This is a genomic window from Micromonospora sp. DH14 (assembly GCF_029809455.1).
GTDB lineage: Bacteria > Actinomycetota > Actinomycetes > Mycobacteriales > Micromonosporaceae > Micromonospora > Micromonospora parva.
The window spans coordinates 40,490-63,300 of the sequence record NZ_JARVKT010000007.1 but is presented as its reverse complement, the minus strand read 5'-3'; the positions used below and the strand labels follow the sequence as shown (position 1 = coordinate 63,300).

Annotated in this window: 20 protein-coding genes; 9 read left to right on the top strand and 11 right to left on the bottom strand. The window is 65.7% G+C overall.

Annotated features, from left to right (window positions below; genetic code table 11):
- Positions 1–465: 465 nt before the first annotated feature.
- Both QCZ28_RS11875 and QCZ28_RS11870 read right to left on the bottom strand, forming a co-directional pair.
- Entirely contained in the window at positions 466–1,284 is an 819-nt protein-coding gene (locus tag QCZ28_RS11875) for a hypothetical protein (protein ID WP_279516692.1), read from the bottom strand.
- 11 nt (positions 1,285–1,295) lie between these two features.
- A complete protein-coding gene (locus QCZ28_RS11870) occupies positions 1,296–5,774 on the bottom strand; it encodes an AAA domain-containing protein (protein ID WP_279516691.1) in 4,479 nt (1,492 codons plus the stop codon).
- Positions 5,775–6,000: 226 nt separating this feature from the next.
- Here QCZ28_RS11870 and QCZ28_RS11865 point away from each other — a divergent pair, with 226 nt between their 5' ends.
- Positions 6,001–6,387 carry a hypothetical protein gene (locus QCZ28_RS11865; RefSeq protein WP_279516690.1) on the top strand — a complete coding sequence of 129 codons (387 nt, stop codon included), beginning with the start codon at positions 6,001–6,003 and terminating at the stop codon, positions 6,385–6,387.
- A gap of 20 nt (positions 6,388–6,407) precedes the next feature.
- Positions 6,408–6,911 carry a DUF6036 family nucleotidyltransferase gene (locus QCZ28_RS11860; RefSeq protein WP_279516689.1) on the top strand — a complete coding sequence of 168 codons (504 nt, stop codon included), beginning with the start codon at positions 6,408–6,410 and terminating at the stop codon, positions 6,909–6,911.
- A 1,417-nt stretch (positions 6,912–8,328) separates the two neighbouring features.
- Here QCZ28_RS11860 and QCZ28_RS11855 read toward each other — a convergent pair.
- Positions 8,329–8,727 (bottom strand): hypothetical protein, encoded by a 399-nt coding sequence (locus QCZ28_RS11855; RefSeq protein ID WP_279516688.1) that lies wholly within the window; start codon positions 8,725–8,727, stop codon positions 8,329–8,331.
- Between QCZ28_RS11855 and QCZ28_RS11850 the strand changes: the two genes are divergently transcribed.
- A complete protein-coding gene (locus QCZ28_RS11850; RefSeq protein ID WP_279516687.1) occupies positions 8,726–9,892 on the top strand; it encodes a site-specific integrase in 1,167 nt (388 codons plus the stop codon). The genes QCZ28_RS11855 and QCZ28_RS11850 overlap by 2 nt on opposite strands.
- A 162-nt stretch (positions 9,893–10,054) precedes the next feature.
- Positions 10,055–10,711 (top strand): DUF1345 domain-containing protein, encoded by a 657-nt coding sequence (locus QCZ28_RS11845; protein ID WP_279516686.1) that lies wholly within the window; start codon positions 10,055–10,057, stop codon positions 10,709–10,711.
- A 62-nt stretch (positions 10,712–10,773) separates the two neighbouring features.
- Here QCZ28_RS11845 and QCZ28_RS11840 read toward each other — a convergent pair whose 3' ends face one another.
- From QCZ28_RS11840 to QCZ28_RS11815, 6 genes are all read right to left on the bottom strand, one after another.
- Positions 10,774–11,622, bottom strand: coding sequence for a hypothetical protein (locus QCZ28_RS11840; RefSeq protein ID WP_279516685.1), 849 nt, complete (start codon positions 11,620–11,622; stop codon positions 10,774–10,776).
- A 38-nt stretch (positions 11,623–11,660) separates the two neighbouring features.
- Positions 11,661–12,041: a DUF2267 domain-containing protein gene (locus QCZ28_RS11835; RefSeq protein WP_279516684.1), complete on the bottom strand. Its 381-nt coding sequence runs from the start codon at positions 12,039–12,041 to the stop codon at positions 11,661–11,663.
- A gap of 100 nt (positions 12,042–12,141) precedes the next feature.
- Positions 12,142–12,771 carry a TMEM175 family protein gene (locus QCZ28_RS11830; protein WP_279516683.1) on the bottom strand — a complete coding sequence of 210 codons (630 nt, stop codon included), beginning with the start codon at positions 12,769–12,771 and terminating at the stop codon, positions 12,142–12,144.
- A gap of 195 nt (positions 12,772–12,966) precedes the next feature.
- Positions 12,967–14,142, bottom strand: coding sequence for a glutathione-dependent formaldehyde dehydrogenase (locus QCZ28_RS11825; RefSeq protein ID WP_279516682.1), 1,176 nt, complete (start codon positions 14,140–14,142; stop codon positions 12,967–12,969).
- 155 nt (positions 14,143–14,297) lie between these two features.
- Entirely contained in the window at positions 14,298–15,059 is a 762-nt protein-coding gene (locus QCZ28_RS11820; RefSeq protein WP_279516681.1) for an SRPBCC family protein, read from the bottom strand.
- 417 nt (positions 15,060–15,476) lie between these two features.
- Positions 15,477–16,058, bottom strand: coding sequence for a type 1 glutamine amidotransferase (locus tag QCZ28_RS11815; RefSeq protein WP_279516680.1), 582 nt, complete (start codon positions 16,056–16,058; stop codon positions 15,477–15,479).
- A 235-nt stretch (positions 16,059–16,293) separates the two neighbouring features.
- Between QCZ28_RS11815 and QCZ28_RS11810 the strand changes: the two genes are divergently transcribed.
- Positions 16,294–17,136, top strand: a complete 843-nt coding sequence (locus QCZ28_RS11810) for an aldo/keto reductase (RefSeq protein ID WP_279516860.1) — start codon at positions 16,294–16,296, stop codon at positions 17,134–17,136.
- A 114-nt stretch (positions 17,137–17,250) separates the two neighbouring features.
- On the opposite strand, the gene QCZ28_RS11805 is transcribed toward QCZ28_RS11810, so the two are convergent.
- Entirely contained in the window at positions 17,251–17,700 is a 450-nt protein-coding gene (locus tag QCZ28_RS11805) for a hypothetical protein (protein WP_279516679.1), read from the bottom strand.
- An 86-nt stretch (positions 17,701–17,786) separates the two neighbouring features.
- On the opposite strand from QCZ28_RS11805, the gene QCZ28_RS11800 reads away from it, so the two are divergent.
- Complete coding sequence (locus QCZ28_RS11800) at positions 17,787–18,962, top strand: glutathione-dependent formaldehyde dehydrogenase (protein WP_279516678.1); 1,176 nt, start codon at positions 17,787–17,789, stop codon at positions 18,960–18,962.
- 56 nt (positions 18,963–19,018) lie between these two features.
- Here the strand turns inward: QCZ28_RS11800 and QCZ28_RS11795 are convergent, their stop codons facing one another.
- On the bottom strand, positions 19,019–20,134 hold the full coding sequence (locus QCZ28_RS11795) for a hypothetical protein (protein WP_279516677.1): 1,116 nt from the start codon (positions 20,132–20,134) through the stop codon (positions 19,019–19,021).
- A 167-nt stretch (positions 20,135–20,301) separates the two neighbouring features.
- Between QCZ28_RS11795 and QCZ28_RS11790 the strand changes: the two genes are divergently transcribed.
- The 3 genes from QCZ28_RS11790 to QCZ28_RS11780 all read left to right on the top strand — a co-directional run bounded on the left by QCZ28_RS11790 (position 20,302) and on the right by QCZ28_RS11780 (position 22,652).
- The gene (locus tag QCZ28_RS11790) at positions 20,302–20,658 is read left to right on the top strand and encodes a hypothetical protein (RefSeq protein ID WP_279516676.1); all 357 of its coding nucleotides are present in this window, start codon (positions 20,302–20,304) and stop codon (positions 20,656–20,658) included.
- Positions 20,659–20,925: 267 nt separating this feature from the next.
- On the top strand, positions 20,926–21,279 hold the full coding sequence (locus QCZ28_RS11785; protein WP_279516675.1) for a hypothetical protein: 354 nt from the start codon (positions 20,926–20,928) through the stop codon (positions 21,277–21,279).
- Positions 21,276–22,652, top strand: a complete 1,377-nt coding sequence (locus QCZ28_RS11780; RefSeq protein WP_279516674.1) for a caspase family protein — start codon at positions 21,276–21,278, stop codon at positions 22,650–22,652. Before QCZ28_RS11785 ends, QCZ28_RS11780 begins: the two co-directional genes overlap by 4 nt.
- The last annotated feature ends 159 nt before the right edge of the window (positions 22,653–22,811 follow it).

Sequence of the window (22,811 nt, the reverse complement as noted above, 5' to 3'; positions counted from 1 at the left end):
CGCCGCGTGATCGTCGGTATGTTGTGGACCAACTTCCGGATCTGGCGGTGGCCGCGTGCCACAGCGTAAACCCTGCCCAATGGCGGTCGGAGACGCAGCGGCGTCTGCCGCTTGCATTGCAGCGGGCGGTGGTAGCTGTGTCGTGAGAAATTCGTCCAAAACCTTCGCTCGCTATTGGCGGCAAGGCGCCCACGTATCTTGAGTAATGCGCTGCCTGCCTTGGTAATACGCTCTCGTGGCCTCCCACGATGACGGCATGATCATGAGTTGAGAGGTTCTTGGGCAGCACGTCACGGCTGCCCCATCGTTGGGTCTTTTCTCGTGCGGCGTCTCAAGCGGTCGCGTTGGGACTCTGACGCGCTCGGGCCAAGCGCGTTGATGGGGTGCCAGCGTGGTGATCGCGCGGCCCCGGATGGCCCGATCGTCCCGTGCGCCATGTTGATCCGATCCCGGTTGGAACAGCGTCTATGCCTTGAGCTGTTCGAGGTCGTTCAGTGCGGCTACGACGACGTTCCAGGCGATCCGGACAGTGTCGTCATCGGGCGAGTAGTGCTGCTTGATCTGTTTCTTTGGGTGTACCAGGTTGCGGTGGTTGCGCAATACGTGGGCATAGTCGGTCACGTCTCGAGCGACCCACTTTTTCTCGGCAGCCAAATCGATCAGCGACTCCAGGTGATCGGTGGGGCGCGGGCCTCCGGTGTGTTGAGCGAGCGCCACGTCGTAGAGGACGCCTTCGAGCAGGCTTCCGAGCATGATGACGGCGGCGGTGCAGGCACCGGATTGCCAGCAGATGTGGGCCTCGTTGAGTCGGTCGGTGAGGTGGCGGCCGAAGTCTGGGTCTTTCAGGATATTGCCGAGGCTCGCGGTGAGTTCCAGCGGCACTTGCATGGTAGGTCGCGTCATCGTCGGGGTCTGCGTGACGAGTTCGGGCCGGCCCGATGCGTAGCGGATTTGGTAGCCCTCCACGGCGAGTAGCCCGTTGAGGTCGTCGACGAGGTGACACCGCGCCTCGTCGTCGCCGAGATATTCGCGGGGGTCGGCGAGGCGGAGTAGCAGCCGGCGGAGCCCATCAGGGTCGCGGCGGCGACGCAACGTATGGAGGACCCATTCACGGCGACCGCCGTTGACGTCGCCTACGCGGCGCCAGCCTGCGGCCTCGAACAGGGCGGTGATCTGTCGGCCGGTCCGATAGTAGGGGGTGCTGTCGTCGCCGCAGATGAGGTCTGCGAGTCGGTCGAGGACGTTGCCGTCGAGCTCGACAGTGGCCTCGCTGCTGTTGTTCATGGGATCAGTTTTCATCTATTCTGCTCCTCATGTTCGGAAGGCAACTCGATCGGCTTCCACGCGCTGGCAGGTGTGTCCGATGCGGTTCGCGGGGAGATTCCACGTTCGGCGAGCCGGGTGAACAGGGTTGCGAGCTCCTTGTTGGCGTCGAGCTCGAATTCGCTTTCGCGTATGCGGATGACTTCCCAGCCCATGCGGAAAAGTTCTCGGTCGCGACGCCCATCGGAGATGACGTCCGACGGTCGGGTGTGCCAGCGGTGGCCGTCGCATTCCACTGCGAGTCTGCCGCCGTCTCCTACAACCACGAGGTCAAGCGTGCGCGATCCGACCTTGAACTGGGGCACGACGTGGTAGCCGCGACGTTTGAGGATTCGAAATACTCGCTGTTCGAGAATGGATTCGAACGGAGGGCACTGGCGGTCGGCGCTGACGCTCTTGAGGTCCGGCGAGGTACCGAACACGGACGGCGGATTCAGCATGTAGTTGATCAGCGAAGCGCGTAGGTCGTCGGGTTTGTAGTCTTTGGGCGGCACGGAGGTGAAAAGCCAGAGTTGATCACGAGCGCGACTGGCGGCGACGTTGTAGTTCTGGTACAGGTTCTCGCCGACCCGTCGAGGCGCCGCAGTGACGACTGTGGACAGGAAAATGACGTGACGCTCTGCTCCTTGGAAGGTGGGCGCCGAGCCAACGTTGATCTGACGGGCGGCGCGGACTTCCGGTGCGATAGCCGCGTTGATCTCGTGCTCAAGGAGTTTGATTTGTCCATGTCCGTGCAGCACGATAACGCCAAACGTCTTGCCCGCATACATGGGATCGTTCAGGCATTCGAGCAGTTGCGACACGATACGTTTTGCCTCTACCGGGTTGCGGATTGCCTGTGCAGATCCCTCCTGGTAGGCGCCCTCAACGTGAGCGACGCGCAGCGGCTCCAGATCGGAAGCTTTCCTCTCGCGCAACGGAATGATCTCACTGGCACCGCGGTAGAACTGCTCCTTCGACCAGTTGATGATTTCAGGCATGCATCGGAAGTGTTCCCGTAAACGGACGACGGCGTCTCTTCCGGATCGCGCCGAGAGGAGGCCATACAGATGAGCTTTAGGGGTGAAGTGGTATCGAATTTCGGGATCAAGGTCGCCGAGGTGCTCCCCAATAGCCCGAAAGTGTTCGTCGAAGGTCCTGCCCATCCGATTGGGTGCCGGGGTGCATTGCTGGTCGTCGCCGACAACGATGATCCTTGGCGCCAGCCACAAGAGAAAGAGATGTTCCAGACCAACCTGACTCGCTTCATCAACGATGATCACATCGAAGGTATTGCGTTCGACGGTCAGATTCTCTAGTAGGCTCGGCAGGGGAATCACCCAGGCAGGCACGATGCTCTGGGCTTTACCCATCGCCGCCTGCGCTGCCTGACGCAGCTCGCGAACCTTACGTCCGCCGCCAGCCCCAATCTGCTTGCGGAAGCCGCGGAAGCTGCGGAGGGCCCGCATGTCGGCGTCAGTCAGGCGGTTGACGAACGCCCGAGTTGCTTCGGCCGCTGCGAGCTGCTCGGTGACCTGGGCTAGGTGTATTTCGACGTCGTCGTAGTCCCGTCTGATCAGTTGTTCCGTGCCGGCTGTGCGCTGGGCCCGCACGAAACGGTCCGCGTGGTACCAGGCCCATGCCGCAGGCAGATCCTGTATGCGGGCGTCCCAGTGAGATTCGAGGCAGCTGTCTTGCAGCAGGCGAAGCAGCTGCGGATGTGCACTGTCCAGTTGGTAGGTGAGGCTGAGGTGGCGTCGCTCGGCGTGCTGCTCGCGATGCGCGGTGCCCAGTGCATCGATTGCGTGGTGGTATTCCTCAAGGGATCGCTGGTCGATGGCGGCGATGAGGAGTTCAACCTCGGGGCACGGATTCTCGCGGGTGAGGTTCCTTCGGACTGCGTCGCGGTGTCCGGCTATGGCGGCCTGCGCTGCTCGCAGGCGGATGTGGTGGCGGGCGGCTGCGGTGGACGAGGTTACCGCGATGACGTCGTCAGTGGTGGGCATCCTGGTCGGCAGGCCAGCGGCTTCCAGGCGGTCGCGGATGGTGGTGTGGACCCCGGCGAGTTGTTGGACGTGCTGAAGTTGGCGGTACGAATCTTGCAGCTCGGACAGGGTCGCGGTCACACGGCCGGGCGCGATAACTACTCCGACGTCGGCCCACAACCGCAGGAGTTGCGTGGTTTCGATATGAACTTCAAGATGATCAAGTGCGACGTCTAGCAGAGGCACCGTAGTCGGCGGCCTTCCATCGACACGCATGCCGTTGATCAGCGCGGCGGCCTTGATGCGGGCCGGTTGCACGGCGAGAAGCGTGCGACAGGTCAGACTTGCAAGGTGAGCGCGAAGTTCGCGGCCCACGGCGAGCATGTGACGGGCTTGCCCCAGGTCGAGCTCACCAAGGTTCGTGAAACGTACTTCCGCGCCCAACGTGTGCACCCGAAGTTTGGCCTGCAGGCGCTCGGCGCGGCCGGCGACCTCGGCCACGTGCCGCCACAGGGATTGCCGCCGTCCCGAGAAGTGATCTGCGATGGCGCGTGCCACCCAGTTCGGCGACGACTCAGCGTCCGCGTCCAAACCGAGACGCTCCACGATGGCGGTGAAACGCTGCCCGAGCAGGTCCAGGTCCTTCAGCATGTCCTCACCGGCAGCCGCTAAACGGGGCGCCCACATAGTGGTGTGTTCCTCGACGGCGGCCGTGGCGTCGACTTCGGCGTCGAACGCCTCGGCGAGCGCGGCCGGCGTGGGCAGGTCTGACAGGTCAGGGATCACTTGGGTGAGGCGGGCACGTCGAGCTGGGTTCGTCGTTCGTAGCAGATGCACCAGTTCGGTAGCCTCCGCGGTTGTCAAGGGTGGCCTGTCGGGCAGGTCAGGTACGGCCGTCGGCATCCAGTCGAACTGCTTCGCGTTGCCCTTGACCTGGCGTGCGATCTGACCAAGTGATCCCCGGTAGAGCTCGGTGCTGAACCAGGGAACGATCGGGTCGTGAGCGATGAACTCCGCCTCACGTAGCTGTTGTATGCGCTGGTTGAGGTAGGCGGATCGAGACCGCAAGGTGTGCCGTTCGCCGCGAAGCGCCTCAACCTTTCTGGTCAGTTCCTCCGTGTGGGCGTACGCGGTCAGGTGGGACAGAGCGTCAAGACCGAAGCCGACCTCGGTGGCGGCGTTTCTGCCATCGGTCATCAGCACGCAGAGATCACGCAACGACGCTGGTACCTTCTCGCGAAGCTCGCGCAGCGCCTGATCCTTCTGGCTCGTGACGAGCACCCGCTGACCGCGCGCCAGGAGCGCCGACACCAGATTGGCGATCGTGTGCGTCTTGCCGGTTCCCGGCGGCCCCTGAACCACGATCCCCGTCTCGGAGCGAAGCAGCTCGATGACGCGCATCTGCTCATCGTTCGTCGCCTTGGGAAAGAGAGGGTCGCCACCGAGCACGTCGCCGTTGGTAGCGCCCTGACTGCTCAGCCAGCCGTTACGTTGGTCGGGCTCCGTGTCCACCACAAGCTGAGCAAGCGCAACGGGAACCTGTGCGTCAGGTTGGCGCAGCGCCTCTCGGATGTGCTGATAAGCCTCGGCAAGGAGCACCCGGCTTCGCCGACGTACCAACAGCGCCGGCGACAAGCTGACCACCGGGATGCTCGGCAACTCCTCACCCGCCACCGCGGGATGGGCTTCCTGGTGCACCTCCGTATCCAGGCATTCCTCGAGAAGGCCCACGATCGGAGGCAGCAAAGCTAGCCACGGCAGATCCCCGTCGACGATCTCCTGACGGCGATACCTCCCACGCTCACCCCGGAACAGGTCCTGATCGCCAAGGATTTCCCGGTCTTCGACCCTTCTACGTCCCGTCCCCATCGACACCGACACCTCGGCCGTCGCTCTGTCCAGTCGAGCGACTACACCTTCGGCCACAACATGACGACGAAAACGGGTGCCGTCCGGCGCCGTCCACCGAAGCAGACCGATCCCGAGAACGAACTCGTACTCGTCGTCCTGCTGCTCCATCGTCTTGGCAGCCCGCTCAAGTTGCTCATACAACTGCCCAACGGCGTGCAGGCGTCGAGCCTCGTCGGACCATGCCTGCCATTGCTCAACCCAAGCGTCGAAAGCTCGCACAATCCGCCCCGGCGGTGCCTCGTGGCTGTCATCACCGCTCAGTCGAGCGTCCAACAGGCGCGGCGCAGAACCAGCGAACCTGCCCACGGGGTCCATGTCGATCCACTCGTGGAGCAACTCCGGCGGCGTCGGCTCCGTCGGTGGCCGAGACGGACGCAGCCGCATGATCACATCATCGGCAGGGCTAGCCATCCACTGCACGCCCCGCGGTAGGGCATCGAGCCAGATGACGGGATCAGGCGCGTCCGGGTCTTCCAGAATGTCGCACACTGGGTTCCGCTCGACTGCGGCCGTCACCTCAGCGAGAAACTCGACCAACTTCGTCGTCTTCTCGATCGCATCCTGACTGAGAGTCACGCTCGCATGCACCCCCTGTTAGTTGACAGGCAACGTCACAGACTGCGCTGCCTACAACCAAGATCACAAGGGTGATGTCGTGCGCGCAGCATGAGTGAACGGTCCGCGCAGGGGCGCGACCCAAAATCGGGCACCCGTCGCCACCTCACCTCTGCGGTGCTCGCGGGGGGGTATCGCGATAGTCTGCAACGAATGAAGCCGTCGGCTCGAAGGTGAGGCCTGCCCGATGGGTACCAGCTACGAACCGATGAGTCTGGCCAGGTTGGCCCCCCATCTGGCATCCGCGGACACCGACCAGACTCGCTGGAAACTCGTATGGGAGTTTCTGGAGGAGTACCGCTGGGAACCCGCTCAAACCAGGGTTGACCTGCTCAGGGATGAGCCCGGGCTAACCGGAGACCCACGGTGGGACGCGCTGCTTGCCGCGCTCGCGGAGCACCTGCTAGCTCAGGCAGATCTTGCACCGCCCGCATGGGTCGACGCACGTGTGCTGCGCCGGGCATGGTTCCCGGCCGAACTGGCCATCCACCGGGCCGACGCCCTGGCATGGGCCCCGGCTGCATTCCGGAAGCACGGTGTGTACCTTTCCGTTCACGACCTGGCCGCGGCGTGAGCGGATCAGACGGCGTCCTCATGGGGCGCGCGGAACTCGAACGCGCGTTCGCTCACCTGGGCGACCGGCTTGTCCGCCGCGGAGTCGTCGCTGACATCTTCATCGTGGGTGGTGCCGCGATGGCGCTCGCCTACGACGCGAAACGGGTGACCAGGGACGTCGACGCGATGTTCGTCCCGCACGGAGTCGTCCTCGATGAGGCGCGGGCAGTGGCCGACGAACTGGGCCTACCGCCGTGGTGGCTCAACGAGCAGGCCAGCGTGTATGTATCCGGCAAGGACGACCCGGGCAAGCGGCGAGTCTTCGACCACCCTGGCCTGCGCGTGATGGCCGCCTCGCCGGAGCACATCTTCGCAATGAAAGCGCTCGCGGCGCGAACCCGCGACGTGGACGACCTTCGCGCCCTGGCGGCGCTGGCCAAGGTAGCAACGGTGGACGACGCTTTACGTCTGTGCGCCGACTTCTACCCCGACGAAGCGATCTCGCCACGAGCAATGGGAGTTATCCGCGAGCTTTTCGGATGATGCGGCACGGTGGTCAACCTGATCACTTCCGATGGCCCAGGCCTCTGGGCGGGATTTTCACCTGTCCGCCGGTAGCGCGTGAAACGTGACCGTCATACGCGGCGCTTGCTCAGAATCCTATCTGCGGTTGTTCGCCTCGGACATGGAACAGTTGGTGCCGTCGGGGGAGAGGTGCTTCGGGAATCTGCCGTTTTTGTTCAGCGTGAGGGACGTGCGACGGCAGGATGGACAGATCTGACGGCTGCGTGGACGCCTGCACTGTCTTGGGATATCACGATCCGCAGTGTGACGAGTCGTTCCCGAGCCATTGCATTCCTTCATGGGCGCCGTGGCTGAGCCAGCCGTACGTCTCTTCACTGTAATGTTTCGGCAAAGTCTTGATCTTCGTGAGCTTCAGGCGCAGACAACAGACGTCACAGTGAGCCAAGGGTAGCGACCTCCCGTGTCGGACGCTCTCGGCACCGATCGGCGTCCAGACGGGATTTGCCACTGCATTCGTTGTAACGCTTCAGGGCTGATGCGCGGGGCAGCCATGAGCGGATGCTGCCCGAGGCCCGATCGAGGTCCCCTCTACTCAGGGACAACGCAGCTTGAGTCATGCACGGAAAGTATCGATCAGAGTGCGCAGGGTCAAGTGGAGTGATGCTCTGCGCAAAGCAGGTGCGGGGTGGCCTCGAGGCCCGCCCCGGCCTGGTATGCCAGCCTGCTCGTCAGGGCTTATGCCGTCGCCATGACTGTCTACCCCAGCTCCGACACCGCGGCGGTCCGGCGACTCATGCGGATCCAGACCCTCGCCCTGGCGGTGCGAGCGCAGATCTGCACGTTGCGGGAACACCTCGTTGCATGGCGTTGGTCGGCGCTGGATGCTCTGGCGCTGTGCGCGGTTGTGGTGAATTTCAGAGTTCGACGAAGGCGGTGAACCTGTTGTGCTCGCTACCGAAGGACGCGAGCGGCACGGGTTGCCGTCAACGCCGGTCGACTGGAACTCGCCAGGACCCCTGCGGTGGGGCTCAAGCTTGATGCTGCACGTTCATTTCGGTCAGTCGATAACCCAGCCAGCTGGCTGGCAAGGTTGGACCATACGCGGCCCGACTTCGATTCATGCTCACGCCCGGTAATAGGCGCGCGAGGTTGAGCCAACCCTGAACGTGCCGTAATCTATGAGCATGTGCACCCGAGATGGAGCACCGGTGATACGTACAAGAGTTCGAATCCCCCCTCGGACACAGATTTGAAGCATCCCTGCTGTATCTGACGTACGGGTGGTCGAGCTCGCTTGACCACCCGTATCGCATCTTCGCGACAGCCTCCACGGATGTGACGCTCGGCGGCGGTGATCGCCGTGGCTGATGTGACCGTGGCTCCGCTTATCCCGCGGTTGACGCCGCCCGAGCAGGGCCAGGGGACGGGCCGGCGGCTAGGCGCATTGCGGCGTCCCCCATTGCCCCTGCCTGACCTCCCAATCCCTCGGGCTGGCTCGTCGGTCTACGGCCTGGCTGCCATCGATGTCAGTGGCCGGATCGCTGATCGTATGATCGTTCGCGCTCTCGGATGGGACTGCGATACCCGTCTTCATATTTACGAGAGCGCCGGGCTCATCGTCGTCCGTCTGGACCCGCAGGGCGTCTTCACCCTGACGGGTCAAGGTCATCTTCATCTGCCGGCAGCCGTTCGAAAATGGTGCGGCCTCAAGCCGGGCGACCGGTTGTTGCTGGCGGCGGACCGCGATGGTGGCGTGCTTGTCGTGCATCCACCCGCGGCCTTGGACGCCGTGGTCGCTCAGATTCACGCTGCTGCTCTCGGCGGTGAACAGCATGAGTGACACGGCAAGCCAAGCTGAACTGGATGCCGCTCGGTTGTTGCTCGCGAGGATGGGCATCTCGCCCGCTGATCTCATTGAGGCGGCGACGAACCGTCCGCAAGCGCCGACGTTCGCAGATTACGTACCGATCGTGTCGGCGGCGGTCAGCGATGGAACCCGGCGTGCCTACGGATCGTATTGGAATCGGGTCTTGGAACAGTGGGGGCAGAGGCGACTCAATGAACCCACCCCGTCGGAGATCGAGCAGCTTGCGGAGTACGTCAAGACGCACGTGGTAGCTCGGCGAAACGCACGAGGTGGCCGAAGTGCGGCAGAGCACCTGATCGCCGCGCTGCGGTGCCTCTACCGGCGGGCGGTCGCTGACGGACACATCGCTGCGGCGGATAACCCCGCTCTCAAGGTAGCCAAGCCACGGCGCCTGCCCAGCACGAGGCGAGCAGTGGCCGACACACGGTTGGCAGAGATCAATGCCGTCGCGGCGAGTACAGGTGATGATCCGGCGTTGGACAGCCTCCTGCTTCGGCTACACACCGAGACGGCATGTCGCCGGGGTGGCGCGTTGGCACTTCGGCCGGTCGACCTGGACCCGGAACAGTGCCTAATCCTCCTGCGGGAGAAGGGCGACACGGTGCGCTGGCAGCCGGTGTCGCCGATCCTAATGAGGCACTTGCAGTGGCATGCCGAGGAGCGAGGTGCGACGGGGGCAGGTCAACTGCTGAGGTATCGCAACGGGCAGCCCATCACGTACCGCCGCTACGACCACCTGTGGGTGCGGATCGGCGAGCATCTGCAGTGGGTGTATGTCCAGCAGATCAGTACGCACTGGCTGCGACACACGACGCTGACGTGGGTTGAGCGGAATTTTGGCTACGCTGTGGCCCGCGAGTACGCGGGGCATTCCGGTGGTGGCAGCGACGCCCAGTCCGTCACCGGGGTCGCCGCCTACAACGAGCATCAGCTCGGCAATCTCCAAGATCCGGTGTCCTGGGGCCAGTACCTCCTCCGGCCCGACTTCTGGAACCGCACGCTGGAGAACTGGCAGTCGGAGCTACTGGCCGTCTCCTCGATGGTCGTGCTGTCGATCTACCTGCGACAACGGGGGTCCTCGCAGTCCAAGCCGGTTGGCGCGGCGCACACCTCCAACGGAGTAGACGGCTGAGCGTCGCTGCCCTCGTACTCGCGTCGTGAGGCTGAGCAGCTTCTGGCGGGTGATGGTCAGTCTGCCCGGGGTGCCTGCACGGTTCAGGCGTGTTGACACCCTGAACCGGTAATCCCGTCGGGTATGTCCCATATGATCCGCTCGACCTGGAACGCTGAGTAGGTGGAGCAGCAATCGGGACGACCGGCGTGGGGACGGCTGCTGTCGGTCCGGCGTGCCCTGTGGTCGTTAGCCGTCGGTGTCGTCGCAGGGTCCGCCACCGCGCTGGTCGGGGCACCGGAGTTGGCGCCGCTGGTGATGTGGACGATCGCGGCAGGCACGATCCTTGTCTGGGTGTGGCGGGTGTGCTGGTCGGCGGACCCACGGCGTACCGAGCAGCTTGCCGAGGCGGAGCAGCAGTCCCGGTCCACCGACGCGGCGATCCTGATCGCGTCCGCCATCAGCCTCGCCGCCGTGGCCGAGGCGCTCATCCGCGCTTCGGACCAGCAGGACGTGGTGGCTGTCACGCTGGTGATTCTCAGCGTCGTCGCGGTGGTCCTGGCGTGGGCGCTGGTGAATACGGTCTTCGCGCTGAAGTACGCCCGGCTGTACTACCGTCACGATGGCGGCATCGACTTCAAGCAGGAGGATCCGCCGGCGTACGCCGACTTCGCGTACGTCGCCTTCACAGTCGGCATGTCCTACGCCCCGGGCGAGAACGAACCGACAAGCAACCGGGTGCGCCGGATCGCGCTCGGGCACGCGCTGCTCTCCTACACCTTCGGAACCGGCATCCTGGCCGTCGCGGTCAACCTGGTCACCAATCTGGGCCAGTCGTGACCTGCGGGCAGTGGGTGTGACCTGGTCAGTTGCTCTGCCGCCACCACCACGGCAGGCGCCGGTCAGCTCGGCGGCTGTTGCCCCTGCGGTCCGCCCAGCCACCTCGTGACCTGCCTCAGTGGCTGGCTACTGTTGATGATCTTCTTCATCCGTTGCCACGAGGCGTGGGCCGGAGACCCTCCCAGCACTCCGCCGAGACCCCCCACGCCGCCGCCAGCCACCGTCCCGCTGCTCTGCGCACGTTGTTGGGTGCTCTGTCCGAGCTGCTGGGTGGCCTGCCCGAGTTGTTGGCCGACCTGCTGGGTCGCCTGCTGCAGCGTCTGCGACAGCGGTCCATCGGGTCCCAGCGCCTCCTGCACCGTCTGCCCGACCTCGTTGACGGCGTTGTCCACCGTCTTCACCAGCGACTCGATGATCTGGGGGTTGCGCTCGATCGTACGCAGGGCGCTGTCGAGAATGCCCCGGAGCTCATCGAGGCGAACCTCGAGCATCGCCTCGGCCTCTACGCCCTTGATGTCGACCTTCACCGTGCCGAGATGCGCCTGAACGCCCACGTCGAGCTGGAGCAGGCTGCCCAGCCGTGCTCGCAGGGAAACAGAGGTGTCCAGATCGTCTACCTCGACGTAGATCTGCTCAACCTTGACCTGCGGGATCTGGAGGACGACGTCCGGGTCTGACATCGTCTTGCTGCTGCGCCCGCCAGCCGGCTGAGGAAGGCCGTGCGCACCACTCTCCGGGGCGAGGGGGCGTTCGCCGGGCTCGGCATCCGTCGGCCCGGCGCCGACACCGCGGTTCTCGCCCGGACCGGCGGATTCCGCGCCGTCCCCGGCGTTGCGCTGCCCATCAACCCGCTCACGCGGTTGCGTCGGCGGCTCCCGTGCGCCCGTGTCCCGGCTCTTCGGTTCGGTCATCACGTACTCCTCGGGCCTCGCCTACCGTCCGAACGGGATTAGGTGCCGATCCGGCGGGGCTGGAGCTGTCCCGACCCCGGCCCGGTCAACCGCCAGAACTCCTGCGGCAACTGGTCGACGAAGTCCCCGTACTCCTTCGCGCTCGCAGCCTCACGGAGGGTGTCCAACACGGCTCGCGCTCCATCGGTGGCCATCTGGTGATCCACCCCTGTCTGGGACTGCATCCGTTCCAGGAATTCGCTGAAGCCGAACCGATCCGGATCTTCGGTGGGCCTGGACACCAGGCCGCGTAGCTCCTCGGGGAGTTGGGAGGCAAGGTCCCTCGCCTGGCCACCGGTGACCCGTCTTGCCACGCTCTCCAGCGTGGCGCGGGTGATCGGTTCGGCCCTTTCGTGCAGAACCGTGGGTCGTGCTGCCACAGACTGAATGAACTCGCTGTAGTTCACCTCGGATCCTCTCTCGAACCGGATTGCGGCGGGTACCCGCCGCCGTCGGGGTGAAACGGCGGTTCGTCCGCCCTCAGGGCCGTGGCGGAGGACTGTGGGTGATACGTCGGGTCACGGGCGACTGGTACAGGCCAGCGCTGGTGATGGCGTAGAAGACGGGCAGGAGGATGAAGATGGCCAGGCCGATCAACGGTGCGACCAGGTAGCCGACCAACCCCGCGAGGACGTACAGGACGACCCCGGCGAGGGCTCTGAACCGCTCGACGGGAAAGAAGCCGCGCTTGGCCTGGTTCTTGAGCAGGTCCGGGTTCTTTGCCAGGTAGTGGTAGAACGCCAGCCAGGTAGCGCACAGCAACGCGCCGATCAGCGCGTAGAAGGCGACTGCCACCCGCTGGTCCGCGTTGTTGTGCTTCTGCAGCGCGTCCGACACGACGGAGGTCGGAAACGGCAGTAGCGCCGTGCTGAACAGCACGAAAAGGTTCATCCAGTGCAGGCCGCGATCGACCTGCTGGATGCGGTTGAACGCCGCCTTGTGGTTGAGCCAGACGACGGCCACATACGAGTAGGACGCGAGATACGCGGCGTACGAGGGCCACTGCTCGAGGAGGCCGGACAGGAGGCGGCCAGGAGGAACGTCCGGCACCCGCAGGTCCAGGACCAGCAACGTGATGATGATGGCGAAGATGGCGTCGCTGAACGCCACCGCGCGGCTGGTGTCTGACCGGGTGCCTAGGTCTGCCTCTGGCCCGCTCACCGACTGCGCCTACCCAGGGTCGTCTATTGCAAACAGATGGAGAGCCGGGGCTGCGAATGCAGGCCGTCCTTAAAGATGGGTGCCCGCGGACAGACGCCACATCCAGCCACCGGGCGTGCCGCGGTGGCCGGATGCGGGTGGTGGTCAGGGTTTGAGGACGACCTTTTCGCAGTTGTCCTGCTTGTTCTTAAAGATCTCGAAGCCGCGTTCTGCCTGGTCGAGCGGCAGGGTGTGGGTGATGACCCGGGTCGGGTCGATCTCCCCCCGTTCGATGCGCTGCAGCAGCGGTTTCATGTAGCGCTGCACGTGGCATTGACCGGTACGCAGCGTCAGCGCGCGATTCATCCACGCTCCGGCCGGGAACTTGTCGAGCAAGCCGCCGTACACGCCGATGACCGAGACGATGCCGCCGCTGCGGCAGGACAGGATCGCCTGCCGCAGCGCGTGCGGCCGCTCGGTCTCCGAGCGGACTGCCTGCTTGATCCGGTCGTAGGCGTGCACGTGCGCGGCACCGTGGGTGGATTCCATGCCGACCGCGTCGATGCACTTGTCCGGTCCCCGCCCACCGGTGAGTTCCAGCAGCCGGGACCGCACGTCCACATCCTCGAAGTTCACCGGCGTGTGGCCCGCCCGTTCGGCCATCTGCAGCCGGTACGGCTCTTTGTCGATGGCGATGACCTTCGCGGCGCCGAGCGCCCGGGCACTGTCCATCGCGAACTGCCCGACCGGACCAGCGCCCCACACGGCGACGACGTCGGTGGGCTGGATGTCGCACATCTCGGCGCCCATGTAGCCGGTGGGCAGGATGTCGGAGAGGAACAGCACCTGCTCGTCGGTGAGGTCCGACTCGATCTTCAGGGGACCGACGTCGGCGAACGGCACCCGCGCGTACTGCGCCTGGCCGCCCGCAAAGCCGCCGGTCAGATGCGAGTAGCCGAAGATCCCGGCGACCGGGTGGCCGAACATCTTCTCGGCGATGCCGGCGTTCGGATTGGAGTTCTCGCAGCACGACCACAGCTCGGCGGCGCAGGCACCGCACGCGCCGCAGGCAATCGGGAACGGCACAACGACCCGATCCCCGACGCGCAGCCGGCCCGGGTCGACGCCCCGGCCGACCTCGACCACCTCGCCCATGAACTCGTGGCCCATGACGTCGCCGTCCTGCATCGTGGGCACGTACCCGTCGAGGAGGTGCAGGTCCGAGCCGCAGATCGCGGTGGAGGTGATCCGTACGATGGCGTCGCGGTCATTGAGGATCTTCGGGTCCGGCACGTCACGGACCTTGACCTTGTTGCGGCCTGCCCAGGTGTTCGCCCTCACGCGTCTGCCCCCTTCGCGAGCTCGGCGTCCGACAGCGGTTGCGCCGGACGCTGCGGGAACTCCTTGCGGGCCCGCTTGCCCCACGGGGCGCCCTCGGATCGGACCACCTGCCCGGTCTCCAGCACCTGCTTGAGCCGGCGCAGGTCGTCGTCGAGCTACTGGTGCGGTTCCTCACCGAAGTACTTGGCGACCGCCTTGCCGACCGCGCCGCCCGGGATGTCGTACGACATGACGACGTGCACCTCGGTGCTGACTCCATCCGGGGCGGGTACGAACCGGACCGTGCCGGCGTTCGGCACGTCGGCGTTCCCGGTGGACCGCCACGCGATCTTCTTCCCGGGTGCCTCGTCGATGATCTCCGCGTCCCACTCGACGTTCTTGCCGAAGGGCGCGCTGGCGGACCAGTGGCTCGTACGGTCGCCGGTGGGGCGGATCGTCTCAAGGTGTGCCATGAACGTGGGGAGGTTGTCCAGGTCACGCCAGAACGCGTAGACCGTGGGTGGGGGTTTGCGGATGGTTGTCGTGGCTGTCAGCTCCATGGATCCTCCTTCGCGTGGGCCTCGTACCGGCAGCGCCGAACCGATCCTCGTGTCGCGGGTGGCTTGCACGGCGGTCAGCAGGTCCACCACCGTGATCCCGACGATGGCGCCGGTGACACCGACGAGGCGACGCCGGCGGTGCCCGCTACGGTGGGCGATGGCCACCCCGAGAGAGGCGAGGTCCATCGCGTCGCCCACGACCCGGGTCCACGCCCAGATGCCCTTGCGCCGGCTCGTCAGTAGTCCGGCCGCATGGACCAACTCCCGTGCTCCGACCAGTGGCACCACGGCCCGGGAGGTCGAGGAGTCATCCACCCCGCTGATCCGGCGCACCGTGTCCGGTGCCGCCAGCTGTGCCACCCCCAGACCGAGACTCATCCAGCCGAGCCGGCGCCCTCGCCGTCGCACGTCTTCCTGCCTGGCCTGCGCGGCCTCTCGGGTTGCTAGTTGAGTCACGGGTCGCCTCCGTATCCGGTCGCAGCCCGGCCGAGCCATTCCGGCTCAAGAGGTCCCGGACCCGACCCACAGAGGCCCCGCATACCCCTCGAAAATCACCTCAATCCGCGCATCGGTCGCGGCACGGAGGTGATCCCTGTCCTGCGGCTCAGCAGGGCGTGCGGGCCGCTACCGCTAGCAGCGGTACGTCCAGGTCGTCGTCGACCCCTGCCAAGCGCCTGTATCCGGACGTCGGTCCAAGAGCCTCGCGGCGGCGGCGCTTCGACCGGCAGAGCGCCGCCGCTGTGTGCGGGCTTAGGAGCCCGTTTCTGATCCTCTGGGTCTTGACCCTTCACCGCGTCAGGCGGTCGCCATCTGGCGGACGTTCTCGCCCTGGGCGAACACCTCGACCATCTTGGCGCAAAAGGCCGGAAGGTCACTGGGGTTGCGGCTGGTGACCAGGCTGTTGTCGACCTGTACCTGTTGGTCCACCCAGTTCCCGCCCGCGTTGCGGATGTCGGTGCGCAGACTGGGGAACGAGGTGACGGTCCGGCCGCTGACCATGCCGGTCTCGACCAAGGACCAGGGGCCGTGGCAGATCGCCGCCACCGGCTTCTGTTGCTGGAAGAACGCCCGGACGAAGTCCATGGCTTGCGGGTTCATCCTGAGCCGGTCGGGGTTGACCGTCCCGCCCGGCAGCAGCAGGGCGTCGTAGTCGGCCGCGTTGGCCTCGTTCACGGTCCGGTCCACCCGATAGCGGTTGGCCGGGTCGATGTCCTGGTTCATCGACTGGATCTCGCCGGGGTTCAAGGAGATCAGGTGGACCTCGGCGCCCGCCTGCTCCGCGGCGGCCCGGGACTGGGTGTACTCCACGTCCTCCACCCCGTCGGCGGCGAGACAAGCGATTGGTTTGCCGGTCAGTGGCTGCTGGCTCTGCGCCATATCGGGTGGCCTCTCCCTCGCGGCGCCGCCCCGTCGACGGCGCGTCGTTCGCTCGCGGGCTGCCTTCCCGGTGTTGGAACCGGGAAACAGGTCACCGAAGGTCGCTCAGGGATGGACGGATAGGTGCGCCCGCCGATGCGGCGGGCGACGGAGGATGGGTCGCCCAACGAGACTGCCCTCGCTCGAAGCGGGTAACGCACTGAACCACTGGTGCCGAGGCCCCCGAAAGGCCGACATGACTCTCCCTACCGCTTCCATCGAACTGCCGTCCGGCCAGAGCATGCCCGTGCTCGGCCAGGGCACGTGGTACCTGGGTGAGCACCCTGCGCGGCGACGGGATGAGATTTCCGCCCTGCAGGCTGGCCTGGACCTGGGCATGAGCTTGATCGACACTGCGGAGATGTACGGCAACGGCGCCTCGGAGGAGCTTGTCGGCGAGGCCATTGTCGGACGACGGGGCGATGTGTTCCTGGTCGACAAGGTGTTGCCGTCACACGCCAGCCGGCAGGGGACCGTGCAGGCCTGCCGCCGCAGCCTGCAACGACTCGGCGTCGACCACATCGACCTCTATCTGCTGCACTGGCGCGGCATGCATCCACTCGCGGAGACGATCGAGGCGTTCGCTGAACTCATCGACGCCGGCGACATCGGGCAGTGGGGTGTGAGCAACTTCGACCTCTCCGACATGACCGAGCTATTCGAAGCGGGCGGGAACCACTGCGCGACCAACCAGATCCTGTACAACCTCACCCGGCGCGGGCCTGAGTACGACCTGCTGCCGTGGCTCCGTGAACACCGGATCCCGGTGATGGCGTACTCCCCGATCGAGCAGGGCAGACTACTCGGCCACGACCAGGTCGCAGAGGTCGCCGCCCGGCACGGGGCGACGCCCGCTCAGGTCGCACTGGCCTGGGTGCTGAGGCAGGGGATGGTCGCGGCCATTCCCCGATCGTCCAAGTCGGAACACACCCGCCAGAACGCGGAGGCGCGCGACCTGCACCTGACCGAGGACGACACCGCGGCCCTCGACAGGGCGTTTCCGCCACCTGCTGGCGCGCAACCGTTGGAGATGTTGTAGGGCCGGTGGCCGTTCCAGCGGGAGCAGTGCCAGTGCCCTGACCAGCGCGAACTCCGCGAGTGTCACAAACGCCCCTGCGGGGCTCGCCCTTTATGAAAGGGTTTGCTCTGAAGGTTACCGATCTTCGACAGTGCCGAACGAGCAGGCCAGGTGACAGGGGCGGACATGAGATGGCTGATCGGTGGTGCGGTCGCGATTGCCGGAGGGATGGTGGTCCGGCGCCTGCTCGGTGGGGCTGGCCGGGGCAGTGACCAGTGGCAACGGGTTCAGGGCCGGCGGCGCGGGACGCGGTGGCATGTGGCGACGGTGAACCGCCCGGCGGGTGATGTCGCCCCGGGCGGCCGGTTCCCCGAGCCGCTTGCCGGGCTTGGCGACGCCGTCGAGGTCCAGGTCCGGCCGGCCCCCGGTGACCGGGGAACCGAGATCGCCGTACGGCTGCGCGACGGCGCCCGACTCCCTGTTGCCGTCGCGGCCCGACGGGTCATCGGCCGGGATCCCGACCAGGCCATCCGGGCTGCGCTGCGAGAGTCGAAGCAGCTGATCGAAACCAGCGAGGTCCTGCATCCGGACTATCCGCCCACGACCGAGCCGACTCCGATCAACAAACCACTGCGAGTGGCCACCGCACAGGGTCGACGGGAGGGACGGCTGTGAAGGCGCTGGTGTGGGAGGGAGCCAACGAACTCGCGGTGCGGCAGGTGCCGGAGCCGCAGATCCGCAACAAGCAGGACATCATCGTGCGGGTCCGACGGACGGTGACCTGCGGTTCGGATTTGCACCTGCTCGGCGGGTACATCCCGTTCATGGAACGCGGTGACGTCCTCGGGCACGAGTTCCTCGGCGACGTCGTCGAGGTCGGCTCTCAGGTCCGCAACCACAAAGTGGGCGACCGCGTCGTCGTCTGCTCGTTCGTCTCCTGCGGCAAGTGCTGGTACTGCCAGCAACAACAGTTCTCGCTGTGCGACAACGGGAACACGAACCCGATGATCACCGAGAACGTCTGGGGCGCCGCGCCCGGAGGCTGCTACGGCTACTCGCACGCGCTCGGGGGCTTCGCCGGCAGCCACGCCGAGTTCATCCGCGTCCCCTACGCCGACCAGGGCGCCTTCACCGTCCCGGACGAGGTGAGCGACGAGCGCGCGCTCTTCGCCTCCGACTCGGCGCCGACGGGATGGATGGGCGCTGACCTCGCCGGGGTGAAGCCGGGCGATGTCGTGGCGGTCTGGGGTGCCGGTGCGGTAGGGCAGATGGCGGCTCGGGCGTCCGTGCTGCTTGGTGCCGATCGGGTGATCGTGATCGACCGGCTCGACAACCGGCTCCAGATGGCCCAGACACATCTCGGTGTCGAGACGCTGAACTACGAGCAGCAGGACGTCAGCGGCGAATTGCTGGAGCGCAGTGGTGGCCGAGGCCCCGACGTGTGCATTGAGGCAGTGGGGATGGAGTCGCACAGCAGCGGTCCGCAATTCTGGTACGACCAGGTCAAGCAGCAGCTGCGCATCGAGTCCGACCGACCGGTCGCCGCCCGGGAGGCGATCTACAACTGCCGCAAAGGTGGAAGCGTGTTCATCCTGGGCGTGTTCGCCGCCCTGGTCGACAAGTTTCCGCTCGGTGCGGTGATGAACAAAGGGCTGACGCTGCGTGGCGCACAGCAGCACGGACAGCGCTACATTCCCATGCTGCTGGAGCGGATGGCCCGCGGCGAACTGGTCACCGAACATCTCGCGACACACACGATGCCGTTGGACGAGGCGCCGCGCGGCTACGAGATGTTCAAACAGAAACTCGACGGATGCGTGCGCGCCGTCTTCCAGCCCACCAACTAAGGATACCGTCGCCAGTACCCGTCGCGCTTACCGCGGCCCCGGCAGCGTGGCCCCGCTCAGCTCGCGCCGCTGGACCGCTCCCTGCTCTTCTCGTCCTGCCAGCCGCCGGGGTGGGGATGATAGCCGTATGCGGCGGCCCGCACTGTATTCTCGTTTTCCAGCCCTGAGCCGATCGCGCCGCCCACGGTGGCAAGTGAGCTGGTGATCCAGGCGAGCGACACATAGTCACTGGCGTGCACCGGCCGCTGCAAAACCTGCTCGAACACGGACGTGTCGATCAGCAGCGCCCCGACGAGCACCGTTCCCGCGAACAGCACCACGTAGGACACCGCTGTGGCCAGACTGAGGGTGAGGATCGTACCCAGGTTGAACAGCCGTGCCAGCTCGGCCGGTGTCTCGCGGCTCGGCTTCTCCCACAGGTCGTGCGCAACGATCAACCAGGCCACCAACCCGCCTAACCCGAGCACCATGATCACGGCGAGCCGGAGTCCGCCGAGGGCATCGCCCATCTGCCAGATGGTGTCCGTGGTGAGCGCGAACGCGGCCGTGCCGAATGCGCCGACCAACAGCTTGGACAGGCCAAGCAGGGCCCGTCCAGGACGGTTGGCGCGAACCATGCCGGTCAACAGTCGCGCCCGGCCGATCAGCCCCGAGGCGACGTAGCGCCGCTCACCGGCGTCGGCCCCGTCGATCATTCGACGGACAGCGGGAAGGCGCCGCGTCGTCTCGGCCGCCGGCACCCGGTGATCGGCGGCGTCTGCCAGCAGTTGGCCCACCAAATCCGGGACGGCTGCTCGGACCGAGCGCATCTGGCGTAGTCCCAGCGCGGGCAGAGAAATCATCCCGACGTAGCGCCGACCAGAGGTCTGAGCGACCAGAGGCGCCCGCCCAGCATGCAGCGGCAGGTCGGTCAGGCAGATGGCGACGTCCCACCGATCGTCCGTGCGCCGCCGGGCAAGATCGTCGAGCAGCGCCTCCGCACCGCCATCGCGACGGGGCGCCACCTCCCCCCAGCCTTCCCGGACGGTCCACCGCACGTCCGCACTCACCCGCTCCCTAAGCACCCGGGCAAGCTCCGCCGTGACTCTGCCCGCCACCCGGGCCGGGTGGTCCGGTGGGGTTGCCACCAGTCCCACGACAATCTCCGGGCGATGTCGCTCGCTCTGGGTCACCGCTGCTCCTTACCGGTAGCCGGGCAGGCCGTGAACGAGGATGCCCGGCCAATCCAGACACGGCAATGCGACGCCTGCGTGAAACTGGACGGCCGTCCGCCCACGCAGCCTAAAAGACCGCCCCGAGGGGTGCAGCGGATTCGCTGGGCTTAGGTCTTTCGACGGCAGTGGACGCCAGCCAGGTCGTCACGCCACACACCGGCCTGCTGGCCGGTGACCATGTCGGACCGACCGGTCCACATCACCGCACCACTCCCGGCCATCCTCGACGCAGAGCACAACGAGTTGTACGGCTCGATGGTCATGAAAGCAACCGGGAAGGGAGCCCTACCGTCGATAAAGTCCTCGAATGGCTTGCCAAATCGAACTGCGACCACCTCATCGCGATGTCCAACGGTGCGATCGTCACTGAGGGAGACCTTGTCAACTTGGTGAACGGCGACCTCGTCAAGCAGGTCTACGGTCCGAGCTGCCTCGTCGTACCCGTCCCGATCGTCGGCACGTCAATGATCGTCCCCGTCTGAGCGATTCTCCGTCGCAGCGCTGTGAACAGTGGACGGCCACCGGTCATCACGGCGGGCCGACGACAGGAAGCGCATCTGCGGTGGGATGCCGCGTATCCTGCATCGAGTATTGGCTCCGACAGCGTGCTCCAGGAACACGTAGCCCGAGCTGCGTGTGGGGCCAGACCTTTCGCCGGTGAGTAGAGGCGTATGCGCCGCAGGCCACGGGACCGCGGTCGTCCGGCCCCGACACGCCGGCGGGATTGGTATTTGATGAATCACATTCGGATGTCTGTGCGAGTGGGCTGCTCGGAGTTGGACGCGGATGGTGTGAAGGACCTGACCGCTGAGCTTCGACGAGAGGTTCTCACCACGGACGTAGCAGGCGCCGAATGGGCTACGGCTGGGGATGCACCGGCCGGGGCTAAGTCTGGGATCGCGGTCGCGGCTGGTGCGTTGGCGGTGACGCTGGCGCCGATAGTGGTCGAGAGTCTGATGGGCGTCATCGCGTCGTGGCTGAGCCGGCAGCCGGCCGACGTCGAGATTGAGATCGACGGCCGTCGGTTCAAGGGGCGTGTGTCGAAGGCGCAGCGCGACGAACTCGTCGCCGCTTACCTGAACCGGATGAACAGCGGGTCATGACAGAGGTGACCCGCCAGCGTAGGGCGCTGTTGATCGGTTGCGGGACGTTCACCGACTCGTCGCTGGCACAGCTCAGATCGCCTCGTCGCGACGTCGAGGACATGAGCCGCATGCTGTACGAGGCGGGGTACGCGCAGGTGTTTGCTGACGTTGACTGCACCACCCGTGCGGCGCAGCGTGCCGTCGAAGCATTCCTGCTTGAAGCCCGGGTTGATGATGCCCTGAACTTGATCTACTTCTCCACGCACGGGCTTCAGGACAGGCAGGGTAAGTTGTACTTCGCGTTCACTGACACTGAGAAGCGATACCTGAGTGCTACTGCGGTGGGCGCCGAGTGGGTGCGCGACCGAGTCTATGACAGCCGCTCAAAGTCCACGCTCATCCTTGTTGACTGTTGCTTCAGCGGGAGTTTCATCACGGGCATGCAGGCCCGGTCCAGCGGCGAACCCGACGTTGACGTGCTTGTCCGAGGCTTACCTCAGGGCAGCGGGGTCGCGGTACTTACCGCGTCGGGTGAGCATGAGGCTAGTTTCGAAGACGTCGAATCACCCACGGCGCGCACCTCCTACTTCACAGAAGCCGTTGTAGCTGGCGTCGCCACCGGCGCCGCGGACCTGAACCGCGACGGTCGGATCACTGTCGATGAACTGTACGAGTACGTCTACCACCACGTCATGAACGGGCCGTCGCCCCAACGCCCACGCAAACTTGGAATGGGCGAGGGGACGATGGTGGTTGCTGAGCCGCTGGGACAGCCGGTGCCCATACCCGCCCAGGTATCACCCCCGACGGGCAGAGCCGCCGCGCCTGTCCTTCGAGCGCGAGGTGTCCTCGGCTATGCGGCTTTTGATGGCCAGTCCGTCGTCATCGGCAAGGCTGGCTTCGGGCCCGTCATGAGGGGCGAGCGCCGCCTACACGTCAGCGATGTCGCCGGGGTCTCGTTCAAGCCGGCAACCTCCCTGCACTATGGCTACCTACAAGTGATCCAGAAAGGCGTCCAGCCAGCACCGATCAGCCGATTCGGACCTGGCGCGGGACGACCTCCCATGGAGGACGGTGCCTCAGTCTCCTTTGCCAGATCCGCCAACGCCGAAATGCAGCAGATGCGAGATGCCATCGAAACAGCCATCGGTATCCCGCCACGCGCCCTTCGCGCATCAACAGCCAAGAACAGCGCTTGGGCGGCAATCGGACGCGGCCTACTGTGGGCCCTCGGGATCCTCGCCGGGCTTCTCGAAGCCATCGTGATAGCCGCGACCGTAACCGACAACTGGGACGACCACGGTGTCGGAACCGCCGTCACGGCGAATCTGCTTTCTGGTGGCGCGGTCCTGGCGAGCGGTAGAGTTCTCTACATCAACCGTCGCAAGTAAAAATCTAAGCCATGACCGCCAAATCTATCTCGGTTCCGCCAATGGGGGTGAGCACATCGGCGAGGACTTTCCGGGTCGAAGATGCGACGTGGTACAGCCGCGTGTCGTCCGGCGCCCGCAGCTCGGCGTGCAGCCGCCCATTTCGGTCGGGGAACCGCG

Coding starts and splice junctions, on each gene's coding strand:
- QCZ28_RS11875 (WP_279516692.1), bottom strand. CDS start 1,284: ATGAACAACAGCAGCGAGGCCACTGTCGAGCTCGACGGCAACGTCCTC.
- QCZ28_RS11865 (WP_279516690.1), top strand. CDS start 6,001: ATGGGTACCAGCTACGAACCGATGAGTCTGGCCAGGTTGGCCCCCCAT.
- QCZ28_RS11860 (WP_279516689.1), top strand. CDS start 6,408: ATGGGGCGCGCGGAACTCGAACGCGCGTTCGCTCACCTGGGCGACCGG.
- QCZ28_RS11850 (WP_279516687.1), top strand. CDS start 8,726: ATGAGTGACACGGCAAGCCAAGCTGAACTGGATGCCGCTCGGTTGTTG.
- QCZ28_RS11855 (WP_279516688.1), bottom strand. CDS start 8,727: ATGCTGTTCACCGCCGAGAGCAGCAGCGTGAATCTGAGCGACCACGGC.
- QCZ28_RS11840 (WP_279516685.1), bottom strand. CDS start 11,622: ATGACCGAACCGAAGAGCCGGGACACGGGCGCACGGGAGCCGCCGACG.
- QCZ28_RS11820 (WP_279516681.1), bottom strand. CDS start 15,059: ATGAGTCTCGGTCTGGGGGTGGCACAGCTGGCGGCACCGGACACGGTG.
- QCZ28_RS11815 (WP_279516680.1), bottom strand. CDS start 16,058: ATGGCGCAGAGCCAGCAGCCACTGACCGGCAAACCAATCGCTTGTCTC.
- QCZ28_RS11810 (WP_279516860.1), top strand. CDS start 16,294: ATGACTCTCCCTACCGCTTCCATCGAACTGCCGTCCGGCCAGAGCATG.
- QCZ28_RS11805 (WP_279516679.1), bottom strand. CDS start 17,700: ATGCAGGACCTCGCTGGTTTCGATCAGCTGCTTCGACTCTCGCAGCGC.
- QCZ28_RS11785 (WP_279516675.1), top strand. CDS start 20,926: ATGTCTGTGCGAGTGGGCTGCTCGGAGTTGGACGCGGATGGTGTGAAG.
- QCZ28_RS11780 (WP_279516674.1), top strand. CDS start 21,276: ATGACAGAGGTGACCCGCCAGCGTAGGGCGCTGTTGATCGGTTGCGGG.